The sequence below is a fragment of the Burkholderia cenocepacia genome, from assembly GCF_014211915.1.
GTDB classification, from domain to species: domain Bacteria; phylum Pseudomonadota; class Gammaproteobacteria; order Burkholderiales; family Burkholderiaceae; genus Burkholderia; species Burkholderia orbicola.
Genome location: NZ_CP060039.1, coordinates 1,946,817 through 1,966,059, shown reverse-complemented (window position 1 = coordinate 1,966,059; position 19,243 = coordinate 1,946,817). Strand labels below are relative to the sequence as shown.

At 66.8% G+C, this 19,243-nt stretch carries 12 protein-coding genes, 1 tRNA gene and 1 pseudogene; 9 read left to right on the top strand and 5 right to left on the bottom strand.

All coding sequences use genetic code 11. The features are described from left to right. Positions 1 to 58: 58 nt before the first annotated feature. The 3 genes and pseudogenes from SY91_RS09370 to wecB form a co-directional block, all read right to left on the bottom strand. Positions 59 to 2,382 (bottom strand): annotated as a pseudogene (locus tag SY91_RS09370) (molybdopterin cofactor-binding domain-containing protein). Beyond that, entirely contained in the window at positions 2,379 to 2,840 is a 462-nt protein-coding gene (locus SY91_RS09365) for a (2Fe-2S)-binding protein (RefSeq protein WP_023475530.1), read from the bottom strand. Before SY91_RS09365 ends, SY91_RS09370 begins: the two are co-directional and overlap by 4 nt. A 453-nt stretch (positions 2,841 to 3,293) precedes the next feature. After that, the gene (gene wecB / locus SY91_RS09360; protein WP_023475529.1) at positions 3,294 to 4,511 is read right to left on the bottom strand and encodes a non-hydrolyzing UDP-N-acetylglucosamine 2-epimerase; all 1,218 of its coding nucleotides are present in this window, start codon (positions 4,509 to 4,511) and stop codon (positions 3,294 to 3,296) included. A 1,178-nt stretch (positions 4,512 to 5,689) separates the two neighbouring features. On the opposite strand from wecB, the gene SY91_RS09355 reads away from it, so the two are divergent. From SY91_RS09355 to glmS, 7 genes are all read left to right on the top strand, one after another. Next, positions 5,690 to 7,261, top strand: a complete 1,572-nt coding sequence (locus tag SY91_RS09355) for a glycosyltransferase family 2 protein (protein ID WP_023475527.1) — start codon at positions 5,690 to 5,692, stop codon at positions 7,259 to 7,261. A 3-nt stretch (positions 7,262 to 7,264) separates the two neighbouring features. Continuing rightward, positions 7,265 to 8,260, top strand: a complete 996-nt coding sequence (locus SY91_RS09350; protein WP_023475526.1) for a polymer-forming cytoskeletal protein — start codon at positions 7,265 to 7,267, stop codon at positions 8,258 to 8,260. Between the two features lie 10 nt (positions 8,261 to 8,270). Further along, entirely contained in the window at positions 8,271 to 9,284 is a 1,014-nt protein-coding gene (locus SY91_RS09345; RefSeq protein WP_023475525.1) for a YaiO family outer membrane beta-barrel protein, read from the top strand. A gap of 13 nt (positions 9,285 to 9,297) precedes the next feature. Beyond that, on the top strand, positions 9,298 to 10,068 hold the full coding sequence (locus SY91_RS09340) for a hypothetical protein (protein WP_011545113.1): 771 nt from the start codon (positions 9,298 to 9,300) through the stop codon (positions 10,066 to 10,068). A gap of 334 nt (positions 10,069 to 10,402) precedes the next feature. Next, complete coding sequence (locus SY91_RS09335; protein ID WP_023475524.1) at positions 10,403 to 12,541, top strand: polysaccharide deacetylase family protein; 2,139 nt, start codon at positions 10,403 to 10,405, stop codon at positions 12,539 to 12,541. A 92-nt stretch (positions 12,542 to 12,633) separates the two neighbouring features. Beyond that, a complete protein-coding gene (locus tag SY91_RS09330) occupies positions 12,634 to 13,722 on the top strand; it encodes a hypothetical protein (RefSeq protein ID WP_023475523.1) in 1,089 nt (362 codons plus the stop codon). 49 nt (positions 13,723 to 13,771) lie between these two features. Then, positions 13,772 to 15,589 carry a glutamine--fructose-6-phosphate transaminase (isomerizing) gene (gene glmS, locus SY91_RS09325; RefSeq protein WP_023475522.1) on the top strand — a complete coding sequence of 606 codons (1,818 nt, stop codon included), beginning with the start codon at positions 13,772 to 13,774 and terminating at the stop codon, positions 15,587 to 15,589. Positions 15,590 to 15,640: 51 nt separating this feature from the next. Here glmS and SY91_RS09320 read toward each other — a convergent pair. Together SY91_RS09320 and SY91_RS09315 are read right to left on the bottom strand one after the other, a co-directional pair. Then, positions 15,641 to 15,717 (bottom strand) — tRNA-Arg (locus tag SY91_RS09320). 160 nt (positions 15,718 to 15,877) lie between these two features. After that, positions 15,878 to 16,708: an undecaprenyl-diphosphate phosphatase gene (locus tag SY91_RS09315; protein WP_011545102.1), complete on the bottom strand. Its 831-nt coding sequence runs from the start codon at positions 16,706 to 16,708 to the stop codon at positions 15,878 to 15,880. Positions 16,709 to 17,187: 479 nt separating this feature from the next. Here SY91_RS09315 and SY91_RS09310 point away from each other — a divergent pair, with 479 nt between their 5' ends. Further along, entirely contained in the window at positions 17,188 to 18,099 is a 912-nt protein-coding gene (locus SY91_RS09310) for a galactose mutarotase (protein WP_023475521.1), read from the top strand. Positions 18,100 to 18,230: 131 nt separating this feature from the next. Continuing rightward, entirely contained in the window at positions 18,231 to 18,932 is a 702-nt protein-coding gene (locus SY91_RS09305; protein WP_006476318.1) for a peptidoglycan DD-metalloendopeptidase family protein, read from the top strand. The last annotated feature ends 311 nt before the right edge of the window (positions 18,933 to 19,243 follow it).

Genomic DNA, 19,243 nt, shown 5'->3' with positions numbered 1-19,243 from the left:
GCAGGGCTCGAAGTGAGCCGGGCCGCACGATGCGGCCCGGCGCGGGACAAATGCTGCGTCAACCGGCCTGCGGTTTCGCGAGCTGATCGGCCACCGGCAAGCTGCGGATGCGCGTGCCGGTCGCCGCGAAGATCGCGTTGGTCAGCGCCGGCGCGACGGGCGGCAGGCCCGGTTCGCCGACACCGCCGAGCGGCGTCGCGTAATCGTCCGGCGCGACGAGATGCACGCGGATCTCGCGCGGCGCCTCGTTCATCCTCAGCACCTGGAAGCCGTTGAAGTTGCTCTGCTCCGGGCGGCCGTCCTTGAACGTGATCTCGCCGTGCAGCGCGATGCCGAGCCCCATCACCACCGCCCCCTCGAGCTGCGAGCGCACGCGCTCCGGATTGACCTGCGGCCCGCAGTCGATCGCGATGTCGACGCGCGGCACCGAGATCTTGCCGTCCGCGTCGACCTGCACTTCACACACCGCGGCCGTGTACGACACGAAGCTGCGATGCGCGGCGATCCCGAGCCCGTGCCCCTTCGGCAGCTTGCGCCCCAGCCGGCTTCGCGCGCGACCGTCTCGACCACGCGCCGCAGCCGCCCCGTATCGACCGGATACAGCGCGGGGTCCTCGCCGTAGTTCACGTTTTTCACCGTGATGTGCGGCTCGAAACGCCGTGCGGGCCCGATCAGGTCGAGCAGGAAATCCTTCGGATCACGGCCGGCCGCATGCGCGAGCTCCGACACGAAACTCTGGATGCCGAACGCATGCGGAATGTTGTACACCGAGCGGAACCAGCCGATCCGCGTGTGCGCTTGCGCGGCCGGATTCTCGATCCGCACGTTCGGAATCGCGAACGGCAGATCCGCGATGCCTTGCGCGAGCTCGCCCGGCTGCTCGTGCACGACGCCGGGCCGGAACGTCGACTGGATCGATGGCGCGACCGTGCGATGCTGCCACGCGACCACCTTCCCGGACGCATCGATCCCGCCGTCGAACGCTTCGAGCGACACCGCGTGAAAGTAGTCGTGCGCGATGTCGTCCTCGCGCGTGAAGGTCAGCTTCACGGGCGCGCCGACCGCCTTCGACAGCAGCGCGGCCTCCACCACGTAATCGGGCTTGGACTTGCGGCCGAACCCGCCGCCGAGCAGCGTCACGTTGACCGTCACGCGCTCCGTCGGCAAGCCGAGCGCCTTCGCGATTTCGTCGCGCGTGGTCTGCGGCGCCTGCGTGCAGGTCCATACTTCGCAGCGGCCGTCGGCCACCCGCGCGACGGCCGCGGGCGGCTCCATCGTCGCGTGCGCGAGATGCGGAATGTAGTACGTCGCGCGCACGCGTTTCGCGGCACCGGCGAGTGCCGCCGCCGCGTCGCCGTCGTTGCGGATCACGTCGCCCGGCTGCGCGGCAGCCGCTTCGAGCGCCTTGCGATATTCGGCCGAGTCGTAGCCCGCGTTGGGTCCGTGCTTCCAGTCGATCTTCAACTGCGCGCGTGCCTGGATGGCCGTCCACGTATCGTGCGCAATCACGGCTACGCCGCCGAGCGGCTGGAAGCCGGAAGGCAGCGGCGTCGACGCCAGTTGCACGACCTTCACGACGCCCGGCAGCTTCCCGGCAGCCGATGCATCGAACGACGCCACCGTATCGCCGTAGACCGGCGGGCGCGCGACGACCGCGTACAGCATGCCGTCGAGCCGCGTATCGATCCCGTACTGCGCCCGCCCGCCGACGATGTCGCGTCCGTCGATCAGCGCCGTCTTGCCCTTGCCGATATAGCGGAATTCGGCCGGCGCCTTCAACGCCACGCTTTTCGTATCGGGCACCGGCAGCGCGGCGGCTTTCGCGGCCAGTTCGCCGAAGCCGAGCTTGCGGCCGGTTTTCGTGTCCACGACCTCGTGCACCGTCGCCTTCACCTGGCGCACGTCGACGCCCCACGTCGCTGCCGCGGCTTGCTCGAGCATCGTGCGCGCGGCCGCGCCCGCTCGGCGCAGCGCGGCGAAGCTCTGGCGCAGGCTGCGCGAACCATCGGTGTTCTGGTTGCCGTAGCGCGGCTCGTCGCCTACCGCTTGCGCGACCTTCACGCGTGCCCAGTCCGCGCCGAGCTCGTCGGCTACCACGAGCGCCACACTCGTGCGCACGCCTTGCCCCATCTCGGAGCGGATGCAGGTCACCGTGACGGTGCCGTCCGGGGCGATCGCCACGAACAGGTTCGGATCGTCGCGCAAGCCGTGCGGCATCCCTGCGCCGCCGTACTGCGGATTCGCGCTGACGGGCGGCTGCACCGGCGCGGCCGCCTGCGCGAGCGACGGCACGCCGAACGCGAGCAACAGCCCGCCCGATGCGAAGCCCAGCAGCAGCGCGCGACGGCTTGCGTTGTGCACGGAGAGTTCGGACGCGCTCATGCGGCACCTCCGCGGCGCACGGCCAGCCGGATCGCCGCGCGAATGCGCGTATAGGTGCCGCAGCGGCAGATGTTGCCGGACATCGCATCGTCGATGTCGGCGTCGGTCGGATGGGGATTCGTCTTCAGCAGCGACGCGGCCTGCATGATCTGCCCGGACTGGCAGTAGCCGCATTGCGCGACGTTCAGCTCCTGCCACGCCTGCTGCAGCGGGTGCGTGAGCTCCGTCGACAAGCCTTCGATCGTCGTCACGCGCTTGCCGGCGGCGACCGCGACGGGCGTGATGCACGCGCGGATCGCCACGCCATCGAGATGCACGGTGCATGCACCGCACAGCGCCATCCCGCAGCCGAACTTGGTGCCGGTGTGGCCGAGCACATCGCGCAGATACCAGAGCAACGGCATGTCGGGATTGCCGTCGAAGTGCTGCTCGCTACCGTTGACGGTCAGCGTGATCATCGTTCACCTCCTGGTTGCGATGCCCGCCGGGCAGGCATCGGGTGGGGATTCGAACGGCGCGGCGCACATTCCGAACGATCAGGCAGGCGTGGCACCGTTTCGTCGACCGTGTCGCGTGCAGCACGGTCGGGCTGATGCTGCGAACGATGCTGTCGGCCTGTTGCCTGCGCAACCTTTCAACGTCACGCCGGCCAGACGCTCGTCCGCATGGATCGCCGTCCGCATTATCGAACCATTTCGGATTTGACGTCGGATCGACGCGGTTCGGGAGTTTTAGGCAAGCGGGGAGAAAATATGGCGGAGAACAGGACGTGTCGACGGCGTGACTTTCGAATGCATCGGGACCGTGCGTTCCGGACCGCCCACGTGCAAACATCCGGCCGACCTCGCGGCCGGACCGGATGTTTGACGCCTGCGTCGAACGCGCCGGCAGGCGCTACCGCGCGTCCTTCTTCACGGCGAGCGCAACGCCTGCAAGCCGAGCGTGAGCGCGTTGAACGGCATTTCCGCGGCGCCCATCGCAAAACTCGTCGTCTTCGTCGGCACGCCGGGCGTGCGCATCAGCGCGTGAACGATCCGCTCGCTCGCATGGCCGTCGCCGTACGGATTGCTCGCGCGCGACATTTCCTCGTAAGCGCTCTCGCTGTCGAACAGCCGCGACGCCTCCCACACGATCCGCTCCCGGTCGGTGCCGACGAGCCGCGCGGTGCCGGCCTGAATCGCTTCGGGCCGCTCGGTCGTCTCGCGCGTGACAAGCACCGGCTTGCCGAGCGCCGGCCCTTCTTCCTGAATGCCGCCCGAATCCGTGATGATGAAATACGCGCGCGACATCAGGAATACGAACGACAGATATTCCTGCGGCTCGATCAGGTAGATGTTGGGGACGCCGCCGAGCCGTGCGCGTGCCGGCTCCCGCACGTTCGGGTTCAGGTGCAGCGGATAGACGAACTGCGCATCGCGATAGCGGCTCGCCAGTGTGCACAGCGCGTCGCAGAAATGCCGGAACGGTTCGCCGAAACTTTCACGGCGATGGCCGGTGATCAGCACGACGCGCCGCGACGGTTCGAGGAACGGGAAGTAGGCGGCGATCCTGTCCGACAGCGCGGCGGTGCGATCCAGCATGCGCTTGACCTCGTGCAACGCATCGATCACGGTATTGCCGGTCAGCGAGACCGCCCCGCCCGGCACGCCTTCGCTCAGCAGGTTGTCGCGCGCCTGCCCGGTTGGGGCGAAATGCCATGACGACACCGCATCGGTCACGCGGCGATTCAGTTCCTCCGGCCACGGCGACCAGATGTCGCCGCTGCGCAAGCCGGCTTCCACGTGACCGACCGGCAGATAGCGATAGAACGCCGCCAGGCTCACCGCGAGCGTGGTCGTCGTATCGCCGTGCACCAGCACGATGTCCGGTCGCAATTCGTCGAAGACCATGCCGATCGCCTGGAGGATGCCGGTCGTCACGTCGGTCAGCGTCTGGCCTTGCCGCATCAGGTTGAGATCGTAGTCGGGCTTGATGTCGAACAGCGTCAGCACCTGGTCGAGCATTTCGCGATGCTGCGCGGTCACGCACACCCGGGCGTCGACATCCGCCTGCGCCTTCAGCGCGCGCACCAGCGGCGCCATCTTGATGGCCTCCGGCCGAGTCCCGAACACAAGCAAGATCTTCTTCATCGTTATCCTCGTTTAGCCACTTCGCGCCTGGCGATCCGGCACGTGGCGCGAAGCATGTATTCGGGCGGCGCATCCCGTACTCGCACGCGATCAACACGCGGCGGTGTCGCGGGGCGAGCGCGCCACCTCGTTCGCACGGTCGAAGCCGCGCGAATCGTCGTACTACCGGCGTCCCGTCGTACTGGATCGATCACGTCATGAGCCGTTCCTCGCTGCGTCGAGCATCAGGTCCTCCCACTACAGCAATATTCAAACCAACCGGCCCGCCTCCCGGCCCGCTTCGTTCCGCGACCATCGCGTGCGAACAGCGCGTCGCGGAATGTTTCACAACTGCTACGGGCACACGCATCGCCGGATCGACACGACAACGATAAACAGCCGGACGTGCGCGCGATCCGTCTGACGACGTCGTCCGATGAATCGTGCATGCATGTCGAGCGCGCGTGACGCGGCGAATCGCATGCATCTTTCGACGCGCGTTGCGTCGTCTCGATTCGACGCTTTCGTCTGTGCAGCGTGCAGCGCGCACGCGACCGTCGTCCACCCTCGCGCGCACCGGATTTCCCACGCACACGACGGTGCTTGCCTCACACGAATCCGTGCGCGGGAAATGTTGCGAATGTGTAACGCCACGCCCAAACCGGCAAATACATCGGAGTCCGGTCCATTTGTCTCATGTGAAAGCAGCGTTCGTTCAGCGCGCCGGACCGTCTCGCACACGACGCACGACACACGACGGTCAGCCATGCCAGGCTGCGCCGACAATGCGGCACGACAAGTTGGACCGCCCCGGTCGCCGCGCGACATGTTCGAATGCGTGCGATCGCCCCTGCGGAGTCGAATGCGGCGCGCGCACGCTGATTCGTCAGTGAATCAAAACACGCCGTCCGCGCGCGTCGCGCATTCGCCTGCGGCGCTCGCCCCCTTGTCGCGCGGGGCATACCGGCAGATGGCGCACGCCTTGCTTAATGTCAGACAGGCGCGTCCCGAAGCACTCGCACGGCAGCAAACAGATGGGGACGCCAAAGCAACGAAGCCGGGAGGCGACGCGTCCGTCCGGGGCAACCGACAACCGCCCCTGTGCGACGAACGCGTCACCGCCTTCCATTGACATCCGCGCGATCCACGGAGCGCCTTCAGCTCTCATCGGTCGTCGTCGCGGGCACGGGGACCAGGACATGACGAAAACGCGGGCGGCGTCACTCTGCGAGCAAGGCATCCTGCTGCTGATCGTGCTGGCCTGCTCGCTGATCGTGCGCGACACCGGATCGCGGGCGATCGCCGAACCGGCCCGCTTCAGCGTGCCCGCCGCCAACATCACGACTGCCGCGAACGCCGCGAACCTCGCGATCGCGATGGAGCGCACCGCGCTCGACAGCGTGACGCTTTCGCTCGCCGCACAGGCCGCGACCGACACGGACGCGTCGCTCGAACCGCCGCCCGCCACCACGGCGGGCATCACGTTCGATCCCGAGCTGCTGCTGATGCCGTGCGTGGCGTACCTGTGGCTGTTCACGCTGCTGACGTGCGCGTATGCCGCGCGGCATTACGTATTCAGCCTCGATCGCCTGTTCAAGCCGCAGCACGCGCCTTACCGGACGATGACCCACGGCGATTGGCCGCGGCTCACGGTATTCGTCGCCGCCCACAACGAGGAAACGGTCATCGTCGATTGCCTGATGGCGCTGCTGGCCACGACCTACCCGCGCGACCGGCTCACGATCATCCCGGTCAACGACCGCTCGACCGACAACACGCGCGCGTTGATCGACGAGGTCCGGGCACTCGCGCCCGAGCTGATCCAGCCGTTTCACCGCGAAACCGGCAAGCCGGGCAAGGCAGCCGCGCTGAAGGATGCGCTGCGGTTCATCCGCGGCGACATCATGGTGGTATTCGACGCCGACTACCTGCCTCGACCGGGGCTGCTGAAGGAACTCGTCGCGCCGTTCTTCGACCCGGAAGTCGGCGCGGTGATGGGCCGTGTCGTGCCGCAGAACGCCGACAGCAACCTGCTCGCGCGGCTGCTCGATCTCGAGCGCGCGGGCGGCTATCAGGTCAACCAGCAAGCCCGCAACAATCTCGACCTGGTGCCGCAGTACGGCGGCACGGTCGGCGGCATCCGCAAGGGTGCGCTCGACGCCGTGGGCGGCTGGTGCGACGACACGCTCGCCGAAGATACCGACATGACCTACCGCCTGCTGCTGAGCGACTGGCGCACGGTCTATCTGAACCACGCCGAATGTTATGAGGAAGTGCCGGAGCGCTGGGCCGTCCGCGCCCGGCAACTGACCCGCTGGGCGAAGGGCCACAACCAGACGATGCTGCGCTATCTGGTGCCGGTGCTGCGCAATCCGCTGATCTCGCGGCGCTGCCGGCTCGACGGCGCACTGCTGCTCGGCGTATTCGCGATGCCGGCGCTGCTCGCGATCGCGTGGAGCGCCGCGCTCGCGCTCTACCTGTTCAACGGCGTCAACTCGACCGCGCTCGGCCTGCTCCTGTCGCTGTTCGCACTGTTCTCGTTCAGCACCTTCGGCAACTTCGGCGTGTTCTTCGAGATCGTCGTCGCCGCGCGGCTCGACGGCCGCGCGACGCGCCTGCGGCTCGTGCCGGTCAACGTCGTCGGCTTTTGCGTGACGATCGCGGCGGTCGTCTCCGCGCTCTGGGGGCTCGCGCTCGACGCCGCGTTTCGCCGCGAACTGAAATGGGACAAGACCGAGCGTTTTCGCCGGCAGTTGAAACCGGAGCGATAAGCGATGACGACCTTCAATGTGATGGTGCCGGTGGCCAGCGTACTCGCCCTGCCGTTCGTGCCGATGCTGCATGAACTGATCCGGCGCAGCGACGTCGCGGCACTCCCGATCGGCGACGGGCCGTTCGTCGATCAGGCGCTGCTCGCCGCGCGCTGGCACGACGCGCTGCGTGCCCACGTGGCCGGCACGCCGCCGGCGGATGCGTCGGCCGTGCCGCCGTGGCAAACGCTCGGACTGGCCGTGCAGCACGCGGACGCGATCCACGTCGCACGTGACGCGCATCGCGACGACGTGCTCTACGCCGATCGCACGATCACGCTCGACGAAGGCGCGCAGGCCGCGTACGCGTTCGCCGACGAGCACATCGACATCCATGCCGGCGCGACGATCGGCACGCTCGCGCATGCGCCGCTGATCGACGTCGACGACGCGGTGCTGCGCGGCGTCGTGGTCGGCGACACCGTGCGCCTGCGCGGCGCCGGCGGCTTCGCGTGCCTGTATGGCGAGCCGCTCGTCTTCGGCGCGGCGCCCGGCCCGCGACCCGCTGACACACTGGCCGCCCCGCGCCGCGCGATCTCGCTCACCCGCCACTTCGCGTCGCTGCCGCATCGCTTCCTGCACGGCCGTTACCTGCTGCCGTGCGACGTTCGCCTGCCCGCACACACGGTCGTGCAGGGCAACCTGATCGTCGAAGGCGCGCTCGTCCTCGGTGAAGGCTGCGTGCTGCGCGGCAGCGTCAAGGCGCATCGCGTCGAACTCGAACGTCATGCGTTGCTGCACGGTGCGGTATTCGCGCGCGACGACGTGTTGCTCGCCCACGCGAGCTGCATCGACGGCGTCGTGTCGGCCGGCGGCCTGCTGCGACTGACTGGGGCGCGCATCGGCGTCGCCGGCCATCCGGTCAGCGCGTGCGCGCGCGACGTCTCGATCGTCAATCATGCCTGCGTGCATGGCGATCTCGTGGCGTGGCGCAGCGGCTGGTTCCACACATCCCGTTAAGGAGCGCCTCATGTCCGATCGCCCCAGCCATCGCGGCCCGCGCGTGCCGGTTGCCACCCTCGCGATGCTGTGCGGCGTCGCCTTCGGCGCGCCCGCGGCGCTGGCGGAGCAGCCTGACGATGCCGCCGCCACGCCGGCCGTGCAGCCTCCGGCCCCCGCGACCGTCATCACGCCACGGATGCGCGACGAGTCGATGTTCGTGCGCGTGGACGCCGAAGGCCTGCCGGACGGCGTGCCGCTCGCCGAGTTCACGCCCGAGGATACGAACCGCCCGCCGCTGCCCGATGCAGTCGTCACGCATGTGCAGGCGCCGCAGGAATCGCACACCGAATTGACGCTCGGCTATTCGAACGCACACCTGACGCACGGCTACGGCGACTGGTACGGCGTGCATCTGCGCGGCGTCTACCAGGATGGCGGCCGCACCGTGCTAGGCGAATTGGCGCAACTGCACCGCTTCGGCGAGAACACGCAGCTCGGCGCGCTGACCTACGTGCAGGACCTCGGCCCCGACTGGTTCAGCGGGATCGGCTTTTCCGGCACCACATCGGGCACGATCCTGCCGAGTGCGCGCGTCGACGTGTCGATCAACCGCAAGCTATTGTCCGATCGTTCGCTGGTCGTGTCGCTCGGCGCCGGCTACGCATGGAACCGCAGCGGCCACCGCGATCAGCTGTATCACGCCGGCGTGATCTGGTATGCATTGCCGAAGTGGATTTTCGAGGCGGGCGCGAACTATACGATCGATTCACCCGGATCGGTGAAGGCGCCGGCGTACTACGGCGCCGTCACCTACGGCGAAGTCGGCAAGAGCGTGATCGTGCTGCGCGGCGGCGTTGGCCGCGAGGCGTATCAGGTCACCGGGTCCGGCACGCAGATCGCGGATTTCCGCAGCCACGAGATCACCGCGAAATGGCGCTACTGGTTCACGCGCAAGTGGGGAACGCAGCTCGAATTCGACTATTACCACAACCCTTACTACTCACGAATCGGTGGCGAGCTCAGCGTCTTCTATCGCTGGTAACCGGGCGGGCGCCATGCACACGCATCCCGTCCGTCCTCCCGTCGATCGTTCGCTGCGCACCCACGCGTACCCGCAGCGCTGGCTTTCGTCGATCGCGCTGCTGACGCCCGCGCTGTACGCGTCGCTGTGGTTCGGCTTGCCGCTGGCGTGGCGCTACTGGCGCTCGGTCATGGCGTGGGGCGCGCACCAGCTCGATCCGGCGCTTCACGTGATCGTGATCGGTTACCCGCCCGACGCCCCGCGCGTGCCGCTGCTGTCGATCGATGTCGCGGCCCGCATGCCGGGCGGCATGCTGCTGGCCGCCACCACCGCGCTCTGCGCGACCGGCTTCGCCGCATCTTTCATCCGGCGGGCGAACTGGTTGCCTGTTGCATATCTGTTACGTATCGCGAGCTTCACCCAGCTGCTGATCTGCGCGTACTTCTGGCTCGCGCCCGGCACGTTTCCGTATGTCCCGCAATTGCACCTGCGCGACATGTTCGTGCTGTACGGCGCGGCGATCGCAGTGATCCCGCTGGTGATGGCCGCGCTGTACTACCCGCTCGATTTCTCGCTGCTGCAAAAAGCCGTCGCGTCGCTGCTGGTGCTCGGCTACTTCGTGTTCGCGCTGCCGTTCGTGATGCTGCTGCACGCGACGATCATCCATCACGGTTCGCTGCTGTTCCTGCCGTTCTGCTATTTCCTGCTCGGCGGGCCACTGCTGATCGGCCTGCTGGTCACGCTCTATACCTACTGCGCAAGCTGGCCCGGCGCACTGACGCGCGATCGCGATTCCGTCTGCTGATAGCGCGTTCAAACGCGCCGTATCAGCGATGAAACGAATCCGCCGCGTTTCCGGCCCTGCCGCCCGGCCCGCATCGCAGGAAGCCAGCAGGACCGGGCCTCCTGCGTCAATGGCACGTTGTTCGCTTCTTTCAATACGTCGCATCGAGTCCTCTCATCGGCGAAGGCAGCGCGGCGCCCCGGCGCCCTGGCGCAATCCGTCCGCCGTCGACATGCACCGCTCGATACCCGACGAACCGGACAGCCGCACACACCTACGGGGCTGGATTGGTCGACCTGGCGGCACGCGCATTCCGGCTGCCGCACGCCCCCATTCCTTGAGCGAGGAGCACACCATGTTGGCAAAGTCAGGCAAGTTCTTGCGGATTCTGTTCGCGCTGTTCGCGCTCGCGTTCGCATTCAGTCCGGGCGGCGTTCAGGCGGCCACCAACCAGCTCCTCCTGCTGGTGCCCGATACGCTGACGCTGCCCGATTCGCGCGTGTCCGCATGGCTCGACAGTGCGCAGGAAGAAGGGCTGCAGATCAAGGTGATGACCGACAGCCAGTTCATGGCGGCCGGCGCATCGCTGTCGCAGTATCCGGGCCTGATTCTGCCCGACCAGGTGCACACGACGGCCAGCGACACACTCGTGACGGCGATCCAGAACTACGCGTTGAACGGCGGCAAGGTGATGCTCGTCTACGATTTCGGCGTGCTGAATTCCGCCGGCTTCTACGTCAGCCCGAAATCGCGCTTCAGCAGCATGGTCGGTGTGGACTATGTGCTGTATGACCAATACGGCGGCAACATGATCGGCCTCGGCAACGTGACCGGCATGAGCAGCTGGCTGCGCACGCTCCAGGTGCCTCCCGGCAAGTCGATGGCATGGACCACGGCTTCGTCGAGCACCACGACCGCGACCGCGCTCGCCTCGACGAGCACCTCGGGCACGTCGACGAACACGTCGTCGGGCAGCGCGCAGTTCCTGGCCGCCAGCCCGTCGAACCCGGGCGGCCTCGCCAATTACAACCACGACGCATGGTTCAAGTACACGACGCCGCCCACGGGCAGCGGCGTGCTGAACCAGACGACGCCGAAGCTGACCGGCACCGTGACCGGCAAGCTGAAGAAGACCACGACGTATACCGCCAATTCGCTCCTGAGCACGTCGACCGGCAAGACGGCCAACACGCTCGCGTCGACGCTGGCCACCACCAGCGACACGCTCGAAGGCATCTCCGGCTACGTGTACGGCTTCCTCACCTATCCGAGCTTCGTTACGCAGGGGACGTACACCGGCACGACGATCCTGACCTCGCCGACCTTCGGGCTGGTGTCCGGCTACAACACGTACGGCAACGGCGGCGTGCTGTTCGTCAACCTGCCGCTCGCCTACCTCGACGGCCAGACCGACGGCATGCTGATCCACGGCTACCTGCATTATTTCGGCACGCAGATGCTGAACCTGCCGTCGCTGTCGCCGCTGCCGAAGGCGATGGCCGGGCTCGTGTTCAACTGGCACTTCTGCGCGGGCGACCAGATCCAGCCGGCGCTCTACCTGAAGAGCCTCGGCGTGTGGAACAACGGGCCGTTCTCGCTCGTGGTCACGGCCGGCCCCGATGAAGCGGCCTTCGGCGACGGTGGCGGCATCAATCTCGCCAACAACCCGTCCGCGCAGAATCTCCTCAAGTATTTCGTGAGCAAGGGCCATCGCGTCGGCAGCCACGGCGGCTGGATTCACGACTACTGGGGGGCGAATGCGAGCGAAACCAACGCGAGCACGTTTACGCAGTACCTGGTGATGAACCATCAGGCCGTCCAGGCCGCGACCGGCCAGCCGGACGTCGAGTACGCGGCGCCGGAAGGCAACACGCCGACGTGGTCGGTCAACTGGCTCGAAAGCAACGGCTTCAACGGCTACTACTTCACCGGCCACACCGGCTCGGCACCGACCCGCGCATACCGCAACGGCGCGCTGCTGAACCCCGGCCTGTGGGCGTACCCCGTGATGCCGTTCGGCAAGTACGCGACGTTCGAGGAGTTCCAGCAATACGCGGTGCCGACGGCCGACGTGAACAACTGGTACGCATCCCTGATGAACTTCGTCGTCGCGAACCGCACGAGCCGGCTGATCTACGCGCATCCGCTGGGCGCGTCGTCCTACACGTCGACGTTGTCCGCGATCTTCTCGCAAGCCAATACGCTGAAACTGACGGGTCAGTTCAAGTGGTACACGATGAGTGACATCACGACCTTCGATCGTGCACGCCTGAACGTCACGTGGTCGGCCACCGACACGGGCAGCGGCTGGACGTTCGCCGCCAGCCATCCGACCAGCCTCGCGAACATGACGTGGCTCCTGCCGAAGAAGGGCTTCGCGCTGCCGATCATCACGCAAGGCTTCGGCAGCGTCGTCATCACCGACTCGACGTACTGGCTCGTGACCGCGAACAGCGGCACCAGTCTCAAGTTCACCAGCGCCAAGGTGCACTGAGCCGCGACATCGACCCACCCGCCGGCGCGCGGCGCGGCCAACGCCGCGCGCGGCGGGATTTGCGCAGGACCATCGCGCAGGAGCCCCCCATCATGAACCGGCCCGCGCTTTTCCCGGCCGCACGCGCACGCGTGGCGGCCACCGCCCGGCTATGCCGCCTCTGGTGCGTCGCCTGCTGTGTCGCCGCGTGCGGCGTCGCGCTGCAGGCGAGTGCCGCCGAACTCCAGCTCAACGGACTCTACCAACGCCCCGACGGCGCGATCACCGTGCGCCTGAACGGCGCCGGCATCGATCCTTATTTCGCGGCGAAGGCGCTGCTCGGCGCCGCCGACGCCGGGCTCGACGCCCATCAGGCCGCGCTCGCCTGGATCGCGTGGCTGCTGCCGCGCCAGCGCCCGGACGGCGGGTTCGATCGCTACTGCGTGAAGAGCGGCCAGTACAGCTCATGCGCCGAAGCCGACGCCGACGATGCGATGATGGCGACCTGGATCGAGCTGCTCGCGCGCTTCGCACCGCCCGAGGGTCTGCCCGCCGCATGGGAACTCAGCCTCGATCGCGCGGCCGCGCACCTGGACGCGCTGCTCGGCAAGCCCGCGGGCGTCTATCAGATCTCGTCGACGCTGCATGTCGCGCTGCTGATGGACAACGTCGAGGTCCACAGCGCGTTCCAGGCGCTCGCCGCGTATTACGTGCGGCATGGCGACGCCACGCGCGCCGGCCCGTGGAGCCAGCGCGCCGACCGGCTCGCGTCCGCGATCCTGAAGGTGTTCTGGCGCGGCACGCAGTCCGGCTTTCGCGCGAGCACGCAGCGCATCAGCGACACGACGTTCTATCCGGCGAAAGTCGCGCAGGTCTTTCCGCTTCTTTCCGGCATTCAGGTTCCCCAGCAATCGAACGAGACGATCTATGCGCAGTGGATGCAGAAGTACGGCAAGACCTGGCTGCAACTCGCCAGCTCCGATTATCCGTGGGGCTTGATCGCACTGGTCGCATTCAAGATGAACGACATGAACACGGTCGCGTGCTGGCATGCACGATCGGGCCCGTACCGGCACGGCGCGCACTGGAACGTACTGGAGGAGGCGCTTTACCTGGCATTCGAAAGCCGGATGGCCGACCCGGTCGCACCCGCTCGATGCGGCTTCACGACGGCGGCGACAACGGAGACCGCGTCACGCTGATCCACGCGTGCGCACGGTCCGGGGAAATCTACTGGGAAGGAGACGTGTCATGTGTGGCATCGTCGGCGCGGTCGCGCAACGGGATATCGTCCCGATTCTGATCGAAGGTTTGCGCCGCCTCGAATATCGCGGCTACGATTCATGCGGAGTGGCGACCGTCGTCGACGGCCAGGCACGCCGCGAGCGCAGCATGTCGCGCGTCGCCGATCTCGACGCCCACGTGCGCAGCGCCGGCCTCGCCGGCAACACCGGCATCGCGCACACGCGCTGGGCAACCCACGGCGCGCCCGCGACGTGCAACGCGCATCCGATCTTCTCGCGCGACGAAATCGCGCTGGTGCACAACGGCATCATCGAGAACCATGAAACGTTGCGCAAGCAACTGTCCGACGAGCACTACGAATTCGACGGACAGACCGACACCGAGGTGGTCGCGCATCTGATCCACAGCAAGTATCGAGGCGACCTGCTCGCCGCCGTGCGCGATGCGACCTCGCAACTGCACGGCGCCTACGCGATCGCGGTGTTCAGCAAGCACGAGCCGCAGCGGCTGATCGGCGCACGGGCCGGCTCGCCGCTCGTCGTCGGCGTGAAGGACGGCGAATGCTTTCTCGCGTCCGACGCGCTCGCGCTCGCCGGCATCACCGACCGCTTCATCTTTCTCGAGGAAGGCGACATCGTCGAGCTGACGCCGGGCGGCGTGCGGGTACTCGATCGCACCGGCGCGCCGATCGAACGCGCGATACAAACCATTTCGTCCGCGCAGGGCGTGGTCGAGCTCGGCCCCTACCGGCACTTCATGCAGAAGGAAATTTTCGAGCAGCCGCAGGCCGTGGCCGCGACGATCCCCGATGCCGGGCTGTTCGATCCCGCCGTATTCGGCCCGGACGCCGCGCGCGCGTTCGAGCAGATCGACAACGTGCTGATCCTCGCGTGCGGCACGAGCCACTACTCCGGCCTGACCGCACGCCGCTGGCTCGAGACGATCGCACGCATCCCCGCGCAGGTCGAGATTGCGAGCGAATACCGTTACAGCGACGCGCTCGCGACGCCGAATACGCTGGTGGTCAGCGTGTCGCAATCCGGCGAGACCGCAGACACGCTCGCCGCCCTCAAGTACGCGCAGGCGCTCGGCCACATCGACACGCTGGCGATCTGCAATGTGCCGACCAGCGCGATGATGCGCCAGACCGGACTGCGCTTCCTGACGCGGGCCGGCCCGGAAATCGGCGTCGCGTCGACCAAGGCGTTCACGACGCAGCTCGTCGCGCTGTTCATTCTCGCGGTGACGCTCGGGCGACTGCGCGGCTACGTCGACGATGCGCAACTCGCGCGCTATACGACGCAGTTGCGGCGCCTGCCCGGCGCGCTCGAAGACGTGCTGGGGCTGGAGTCGCAGATCGCGCGCTGGGCGGCGGAATTCTCGCAGCATGAAAACGCGCTGTTTCTCGGGCGCGGGCTGCACTACCCGATCGCGCTCGAAGGCGCGTTGAAGCTGAAGGAGATTTCGTATATCCACGCGGAAGCGTACCCGGCGGGCGAGCTCAAACACGGGCCGCTCGCGCTCGTCACGCACACGATGCCCGTTGCGACGATCGCGCCGAACGATGCGCTGCTCGAAAAGCTCAAGTCGAACATGCAGGAGGTGCGGGCGCGCGGCGGGCAGCTTTACGTGTTCGCGGATGCCGATACGCGGATCGACAACGGCGAAGGCGTGTCGGTATTGCGGATGCCGGATTATTACGGGTTGCTGTCGCCGATTCTGCACGTCGTGCCGTTGCAGTTGCTCGCGTATCACGCGGCGTGCTTGCGCGGCGCGGATATCGACAAGCCGAGGAATCTCGCGAAATCGGTGACGGTGGAGTGATGCGCTCGCGTAATCCGGGGTGGCCCCGGGAAGATCGCCCAGTGATCAAACTGGCCCGCCCTACACGATTCGAACGTGTGACCTACGGCTTAGAAGGCCGTTGCTCTATCCAACTGAGCTAAGGGCGGTCGGGGGAGAAAAGACATGGCCTGACACGGACCGCATTCGGCATCGGGGTTTTGAGCAACAACAACTCAAAGCCCCGAAACAAAACGGGCCCGACACGAAGCCGAGCCCGAAATTATACCCGATCATCGCGCCAGATCACGCGAGATCGGCGCCGCCGCATCAAACCGGCTGCGGATGCAGCATGAACCAGCCGAGACAGAACACGCCGGCGATCACGCAATACACGCCGAACGACGCGAGCCGGCCGCGCCCTTCGAAATAGCGCATCAGGAACCGCACGCTCAGGTACGCGGCGATCGCCGTCAGCACGCCGCCGAGCAGCGCGTCCGCGAGCTGGTCGCGCGCATGGAACAGCTTCGGCAGTTCGAGCACGCCCGCGGCAAAGATGATCGGCGTGCCGAGCAGAAACGAGAATTCCGCCGCCTTTTCCGCCGTCAGCCCGGCCACATTGCCGGCAATCATCGTCAGCCCGCTGCGCGAGAAGCCCGGAATCAGCGCGCCGATCTGCGCGAGCCCCACGAAGAACGCCTGCTTGAACGTCATTTTCTCGGGCGCCTGATGCGCGCGGCTGCGCTGGATGCGATCGCCGAGCCACAGCAACACGCCGTTGACGATCAGCGCGATCGCGACGATCCGCAGATCGTGAAACACGCGCTCGATGCGCTTCTCGAGCAGCAGCCCGACGATGCCGGTCGGGATCGTGCCGATGATCAGCGCCCACATCAGGTGGCCGTCGTCGTTCTTGCGGCCGCCGAGCTGCGCGAAGAAACCGCCGATCAGCGCGATCCAGCGCGCGCGGAAATACCACAGCAGCGCCAGCGCGGTGCCGAGGTGGAGTGCGACGAGGAACGGCAGCAGTTGCGGCGCGTGCTTGTCGATGTGCATGCCGAACAGCGCCGGCACGAGCAGCGTATGGCCAAGGCTGCTGACGGGGAAGAGTTCGGTGACGCCCTGCAGGACGCTCAGGAATACCAGAAACCAGAGGCTCACGCGTCGGTCCTTTTAGTGAAGATTAAGCGGGAAGGAAGGCGGACGACGCGATGCGCGTCCTGGAAAACGCGCCCCGATTATGCCGAGCCCGGATTACTGCGCCAAGGCATTTGGCAGGATATTGCGGCGCTGCACACAAACGCTTGCAATTTGTAAGCGCCCAGAAAGCAAAAAGCCCGCCATTTGCATGGCGGGCCTGTCGACTTCGGCAGAAATTGCCGTCAGCGGCCGAGCTGATAGAAAAATAATACCGTGCTGCCGGTAAACATGCCGAACAGTGCGATTCCCATTGCCATTGCCAGATCCATGGCCCCCTCCACGAAGTGTCATGACCCGGCAACATCACCGGTTTAGAGGCATTATCCCGACCGTCGACAATGTTAAAAACTCGCAGTTTCCCGAGAAGGGTTTTCCCCGACCGGCTGCGGCCCGATAATGGAACGCCCGTTGCTCCCGTCACCCGCCCAACCCGATTCGCCATGCCGATCTTCCAGCAACACGACATTCACGAACTTCACGCCGGCCCGTCGCTCGTCCGGGTCGCCCCGCAATTCGGCGGCCGCCTGCTGTCCTGGCACGTCGATGGCGAACCGGTGATCTTCTGGCCGGAAACCGCCGACTGGAGCAACCTCGCCCGCGTGCGCGGCGGCAATCCGCTGCTGTTCCCGTTCCTCGGCCGCCACCGCGTCGACGGCGAGATCGGCCGCTGGCGCGACGCCGCCGGCGTGGTCCGCGACTTGCCGATGCACGGCTTCGCGCGCGATCTGCCGTTCGACGCGCAGCCGTCGGCCGACGGCGCCGCGCTGTCGATGACGCTCGACGCGAACGACGCGCTGCGCGCGAGTTACCCGTTCGATTTCCGGTTCGACATCACGTACCGGCTGGCCGACGCGCATACGCTCGACGTCGCGCTGACGACGACCAATCGCGGCGACACGCCGCTGCCCTACTACGCCGGCCACCATTTCTACTTCGCGCTGCCGCACGGCGAGCGGGCCGACACCCTCCTCGAGTTGCCGCCGACCCGCCGTTGCCAGCAGCGCGCGGACGGCTCGATCAGCCCGCCCGAACCAGGTGAAGCCCGCTACCGCCTCGACGATCCGGACATCCTCGACCGCTTCCACTGCCTCGACGGTACGCCGTCCACGCCAGTGCGCATCGTGATGCCGGGCCGCCGCCGCACGATCGAGATCGCGCTGGACGTGCCAGGCTCGATCCCGTGGTACGCGGTCACCACCTGGACCGAAAAGCCGGATTCGGACTTCTATTGCGTCGAGCCGTGGCTCGGCCTGCCCGATGCGATCCACAACGGCCTCGGGCTGCGCACGCTCGCGCCGGGTGCGACCGAAACGGCCACGCTGCGAATCCGCGTGACCCCGCTGGCCGGCTGATTCGACCCGCACCGATGCGGGCGCGACAGCAGCGCCAGCGCCCGAAACTGCGGTGCGCGGGTCGAACCCGTTAAAATCGGACGTTTTGTGTTGCCTGCCGCGTCACGCGCGGCAGGGTCTTGCGAGGTTCAATGTTCGGAACAACAACGAAGCGACTCTTCGCAGCCGCCTGCGCCGCGCTGCTCGTCGCGTGCGGCTCCGCGCCCGTCGGCCCCGGGTTCTATCGCGTCGAGCGTGGCGACACGCTCTACAAGATCGCGCGCGACAACCGCACGTCGGTACAGAGCATCGTGCGCTGGAACCAGATGACGAACCCCGATGCGATCGAAGTCGGCCAGGTGCTGCGCGTCGCGCCGCCGCCCGGCACGACCACCGCATCGACGCCGTCGACCACCGGCACCGGCAGCGCCGGCCGTGCGCGCCCGGCGCCTTCCGCACCGGTCGAATCGGCCGTGAAGCCGGCCACGAGCATTGCGCTGATCTGGCCGGCGGCCGGCAACGTCGTGCGCACGTTCGACGGCTCGAAATCGAAAGGCATCGACATCGCGAATTCGCCGGGCACGCCGGTGGTCGCGGCCGCGCCGGGTGTCGTGGTCTATGCCGGTAACGGGCTGCGCGGCTACGGCAACCTGATCATCCTGAAGCACAACGCCGATTACCTGACGGCCTACGCGCACAATCGCGCGCTGCTGGTGAAGGAAGGCCAGTCGGTCACACAAGGGCAATCGATCGCCGAGATGGGCAACAGCGACAGCGATCGTGTCGCACTGCATTTCGAGCTGCGCTACGGCGGCCGCTCGATCGATCCGTCACGCTACCTGCCGGCGCGCTGAGCGCACGACAGACGACACGCGATGCCGGCGCGCATCGCGTGTCGTCGCGGCGAAAACGGAACACATCAAGTCAGCGCTTGCGCAGACGTCCGGTGAAACGGCCGGACAACGGATCGACGTGACGAGCAAACGCCACCAGCACCCCGATTCCGATCAGGCTGAACCCCGCAGCTATCAGAAGCAAATCCATGGTCACACCACTGTTTTGTCTTGATCTTATGCGTCATTGTGGAATCGTGCACTGAGCCTTGCCTATTGGACGAGTCCGAACATTCCCTATCAGCAAACACCATTGTGGATTCGTCTGCGTG

Coding starts and splice junctions, on each gene's coding strand:
- SY91_RS09350 (WP_023475526.1), top strand. CDS start 7,265: ATGACGACCTTCAATGTGATGGTGCCGGTGGCCAGCGTACTCGCCCTG.
- wecB (WP_023475529.1), bottom strand. CDS start 4,511: ATGAAGAAGATCTTGCTTGTGTTCGGGACTCGGCCGGAGGCCATCAAG.
- glmS (WP_023475522.1), top strand. CDS start 13,772: ATGTGTGGCATCGTCGGCGCGGTCGCGCAACGGGATATCGTCCCGATT.
- SY91_RS09340 (WP_011545113.1), top strand. CDS start 9,298: ATGCACACGCATCCCGTCCGTCCTCCCGTCGATCGTTCGCTGCGCACC.
- SY91_RS09345 (WP_023475525.1), top strand. CDS start 8,271: ATGTCCGATCGCCCCAGCCATCGCGGCCCGCGCGTGCCGGTTGCCACC.
- SY91_RS09310 (WP_023475521.1), top strand. CDS start 17,188: ATGCCGATCTTCCAGCAACACGACATTCACGAACTTCACGCCGGCCCG.
- SY91_RS09305 (WP_006476318.1), top strand. CDS start 18,231: ATGTTCGGAACAACAACGAAGCGACTCTTCGCAGCCGCCTGCGCCGCG.
- SY91_RS09330 (WP_023475523.1), top strand. CDS start 12,634: ATGAACCGGCCCGCGCTTTTCCCGGCCGCACGCGCACGCGTGGCGGCC.
- SY91_RS09355 (WP_023475527.1), top strand. CDS start 5,690: ATGACGAAAACGCGGGCGGCGTCACTCTGCGAGCAAGGCATCCTGCTG.
- SY91_RS09335 (WP_023475524.1), top strand. CDS start 10,403: ATGTTGGCAAAGTCAGGCAAGTTCTTGCGGATTCTGTTCGCGCTGTTC.
- SY91_RS09365 (WP_023475530.1), bottom strand. CDS start 2,840: ATGATCACGCTGACCGTCAACGGTAGCGAGCAGCACTTCGACGGCAAT.